3 protein-coding genes and 1 pseudogene are annotated in these 4,036 nt (G+C 71.1%); 1 reads left to right on the top strand and 3 read right to left on the bottom strand.

Annotated features, from left to right (window positions below; all coding sequences use genetic code 11):
- The 3 genes and pseudogenes from A7A76_RS01000 to A7A76_RS00990 form a co-directional block, all read right to left on the bottom strand.
- Positions 1-1,252: pseudouridine synthase (locus tag A7A76_RS01000; RefSeq protein WP_206409443.1), on the bottom strand; the 1,252-nt coding region annotated here is incomplete at its 3' end.
- A pseudogene (gene scpB / locus A7A76_RS00995) lies at positions 1,245-2,238 on the bottom strand (SMC-Scp complex subunit ScpB). The gene A7A76_RS01000 and the pseudogene scpB, both read right to left, overlap by 8 nt.
- 124 nt (positions 2,239-2,362) lie before the next feature.
- Positions 2,363-3,202: a segregation and condensation protein A gene (locus A7A76_RS00990; protein WP_241200653.1), complete on the bottom strand. Its 840-nt coding sequence runs from the start codon at positions 3,200-3,202 to the stop codon at positions 2,363-2,365.
- Between the two features lie 616 nt (positions 3,203-3,818).
- Between A7A76_RS00990 and A7A76_RS00985 the strand changes: the two genes are divergently transcribed.
- Positions 3,819-4,036: hypothetical protein (locus A7A76_RS00985; RefSeq protein WP_206409440.1), on the top strand; the 218-nt coding region annotated here is incomplete at its 3' end.

Genomic DNA, 4,036 nt, shown 5'->3' with positions numbered 1-4,036 from the left:
CACGCGCGCCGCCGCCGGGACCGCCGGCGCCCGGGCGGCCGCCGCCGCCCTTCTTGCCGCGCCCATCGGGATTGCGGTGGCCGCTCGGCCCGGTTTCCACGCCCTCGGGCACGTACCAGGTGCGGAACGCGGCCGGGTTGCCCTCGGGCAGCGGCTTGACGCCCTTTTCCTTGCGGGTCTTGAACGGCTTGTTGGACTGCTTGGCCGCGGCTTCGCCGCTGACCGTCAGGCCGCCGTGCTTGCGCGGGCCGCCGCGGCCGCGGCCGCCGCGATCCTCGCGCACATGGTCGAAGCGGCGCAGTTCGCGGCCTTCGTCGGCGGTGTTGTGGCCGCCGACGTAGCCGTGCGCGCGCTCGCCGGACAGGTGCACGGTCGACTTGGCCGCCTTGCGCTGGCCGATCACCGGCTGCAGGGTCAGCGCCGAGGGCGTGCCGTCTTCCAGGCCCAGCTCCTTGCGCAGCGCCTCGACCTTGTCGCCGGCCAGTTCCTGCGAATGGCCGCGCAGCAGCTCGCGCGGCAGCGCCACGCCGCCGTAGCGGATGCGCTTGAGCCGGCTGACCTGGCAGCCCTGCGATTCCCACAGGCGGCGCACTTCGCGGTTGCGGCCTTCCTTCACCACGACCCGGAACCAGTCGTGCGAATCGGTGCCGCCGATGCGTTCGATCTCGTCGAACTTGGCCGGGCCGTCGTCCAGCGACACGCCGCGGGCGAGGCGGTCGACCAGGTTGTCCGGCACGGTGTCCTCGCCCTCGGGAGCGCGCACGCGGCAGACGTACTCGCGCTCGACCTCGAAGGACGGATGCATCAGCGCATTGGCCAGCTCGCCGTCGGTGGTGAGCAGCAGCAGGCCGGTGGTGTTGATGTCGAGGCGGCCGATCGCGATCCAGCGCGCGCCCTTGAGCGCGGGCAGCGAATCGAAGATGGTCGGGCGGCCTTCGGGGTCTTCGCGGGTGGTGACTTCGCCTTCGGGCTTGTTGTACATCAGCACGCGCGAGGGCTCGGTCAGGGCGCTGGCGACGAAGCTGCGGCCGTCCAGTTCGATCTTGTCGCCGCCCTTGATGCTCACCCCGATCTGGGCGACTTCGCCGTTGACCTTGACCAGGCCGTCGGCGATGCGCTGCTCCAGGGCGCGGCGCGAGCCCAGGCCCGCTTGCGCGAGCACCTTGTGCAGGCGTTCTTCCAGGCGCGGCGCTTCGGCCGCGGCGTCGCTGGCGCGCTTCAGGGAAAGCTTGCGACGGGTTTCTTCAGTCATTTGTCTTGCTCCGGCCGGTCGTCTTCGGATTCGGCCTCAAGTTGCGGAACGTGCTCGTTAAGAGCGTCGGTCGTCGTCTCGACGGCGGGTTCGCTTTGTTCGTGTTCGTTCGCGTCCGCCGCGCGCTCGCCCGGCGCGGCTTCGGGGTCGTCCGAGGGGACGGTGTGTTCGGTGTCTTCGTCCGTCGCCGCGGCGGGCGCGTCGGCGGACTGGGATGCTTGGGATGCTTGGGATGCTTGGGGTGGTTCGTCTTGGCTGTCGGCGGCGGCGGCGTCCGGCGCGGCGTCGGTTCCGTCCGTCGCGGCTTCCGCGTCGGCCTCGGCCGGCGCTTCGTCGTTGGCGGCGGGCGCGGCGCCGTCGGCCGCCTCGGTCTCGCCTTCGCCGTCGTTGCCGTCGTTGCCGGCGTCGACGCCGGCCGGGATCGGCGCGCCGTCCAGCGGCAGCTGCGGTTCCAGTTCGCCGATGTCCTTGAGTTCCGACAGCGGCGGCAGGTCGTCCAGGCGCTTGAGGCCGAAGTAGTCCAGGAAGGCCTTGGTGGTGCCGAACAGCGCCGGCTTGCCGGGCACGTCGCGGTGGCCGACCACGCGGATCCACTCGCGCTCTTCCAGCGCCTTGATGATGTTGCTGCTGACCGCCACGCCGCGCACCTGCTCGATCTCGCCGCGGGTGATCGGCTGGCGGTAGGCGATCAGCGCCAGGGTTTCCAGGGTGGCGCGGGTGTAGCGGGTCTGGCGCTCGGTCCACAGCCGCGCGACCCAGGCGTGCACGTCGGCCTGGACCTGGAAGCGGAAGCCCGAGGCGACTTCGACCAACTCCACGCCACGTTCGGCGCAGCCTTCGCGCAGGGTCTGCAGCGCGGTCTCCACGCTGTCCGCCGGCGGCGGCTGGTCTTCCGGGAACAGCGCGTGCAGCTGCGTCAGCGACAGCGGCTGGTTGGCCGCGAGCAGCGCGGCTTCGACGATGCGGGTGATCAGCAGTTGGTCCATTACAGCCGGGATTCGCAGTTCGGGAAGAGGGATCGGCCGAGGCCGCGGGCGGGCGGGTGATGCGGGTGGGGCGGAGGCGCCGGAACGGGCGGGGTCCGCGGCGCGGACGGGCCGGCGCGCCGGCTCACGCCTGGCTTTCGTCGTTGGCGGCGTCGTCGAACTCGCTGCTGAGCTCGATCTCGTCCGGGTCCTTCATCAGCGCCAGCGACTTGACGTAGATCGGCGCCAGCGAGCCGTCCTGGACGATCTCGACCAGTTGCTCCTTGGCCAGGGTCAGCACGCCGAGGAAGGTCACCACCACGCCCAGGCGGCCTTCCTCGACCGCGAACAGCGATTCGAAGCGGTGGAACGCGCCGTCGGCCATGCGCGTGAGCAGCTCGCCCATGCGCTGGCGCACGCTCAGCGCGTCGCGCTTGATCGCGTGCTGGGTGTACAGCTCGGCGCGCTTGAACACGTCGTGCAGCGCCAGCAGCAGTTCCTTGAGCTCGACCGGCGGCGGCAGCCGGATCGAGGCCCGGTCCGGCACATAGGCCTGCACCGGCGCGGTGTCGCGGTCCTGGCGGGGCAGGGCGTCGATGTCCTCGGCGGCCTTCTTGTAGCGCTCGTACTCCTGCAGGCGGCGGACCAGCTCGGCGCGCGGATCCTCTTCCTCGCCGTCTTCGTTGGCCGCGCGCGGCAGCAGCATGCGCGATTTGATCTCGGCCAGCATCGCGGCCATGACCAGATAGTCGGCGGCCAGCTCGAAGCGCATTTCGTGCATGGCCTGGATGTAGTCGACGTACTGGCGGGTGATGTCCGCCACCGGGATGTCGAGGATGTCCAGGTTCTGCCGGCGGATCAGGTACAGCAGCAGGTCGAGCGGGCCTTCGAAGGCTTCCAGGATGACTTCCAGCGCGTCCGGCGGGATGTACAGGTCCTGCGGGATCTGCAGCACCGGCTGGCCGTGCACCACCGCCAGCGGCATTTCCTGCTGCTGCGGCGCGGTCGGGCCCGGATTTTGCCCCGCGGCGGCACCGGCGGTGGAGTCCGCGGTGGCTTCGTCGTCGGGCGCGGCTTGGTGGGTCATCAGGAACCGGCCCCTCCGGGCCGTCGGCAAAGCGATGTTGCGACGATGCGCGCGGCACGGGGCCGCGCCGGGCCTGCGTTCGGGGCGGGCGGGAACGCTCCCGAAACGGGGCTCCCTGCGTACCGGACGAAGCGTCCCTACGGGTGCTACGGACCACTCAAAAAGGTGTGCGCTTGGCCCGAACGGCTCCGACCGGCGCGCCAGGCAGGGCTTGGCGGCTGGGACCGGGAGGCTTGCGGGCGCGGGCCGGACGACGACAGCGACGCACGCGTACCGGCGCACCGATGGTGTGCGTGGGAGTACGGGTACGGACGTGGCGACGGGCGTGGGGTTCCGGTCGCGACGGGTTTGCTGCATCCGGCCTGACGGCAATCGGGGGTTAGGGTAAGGGCTGGGCGCGATGGTGTCCAGCGCCGGCATGAACGGCGGGCGGGCGCTGTGCGTTCGCGCACCACGCAGGCGCCGGCTTGGCGCACAATCTAGAGCAATTGATCCACGCGCACGCGACATCGTTATGGGTAAGCTCGCGGCCCGCCGAACGGTCGCCGCGGAGCTGCCGTCGGGGGGCGGCATGCGGCTAGACTGGCGCTGTCGCGGTATTCACGGCATTCACGCACGTTTTGGGGAATTCAGGATGAAGCAAGCAAGGATCGCGGCCCTCGCGCTGGCCATCGCATTGACGGCCTGCGCCAAGCCGCCGGCCGCCGCGCCCGAGGCCGCGCAGCCGGCGCC

The sequence above is a fragment of the Lysobacter enzymogenes genome (genome assembly GCF_017168095.1).
Lineage (GTDB): Bacteria > Pseudomonadota > Gammaproteobacteria > Xanthomonadales > Xanthomonadaceae > Lysobacter > Lysobacter enzymogenes_D.
Note: the sequence above shows the minus strand (reverse complement) of the source record. Positions and strands in the feature narration are given on the sequence as shown.

Coding starts and splice junctions, on each gene's coding strand:
- A7A76_RS00990 (WP_241200653.1), bottom strand. CDS start 3,202: ATGCCGCTGGCGGTGGTGCACGGCCAGCCGGTGCTGCAGATCCCGCAG.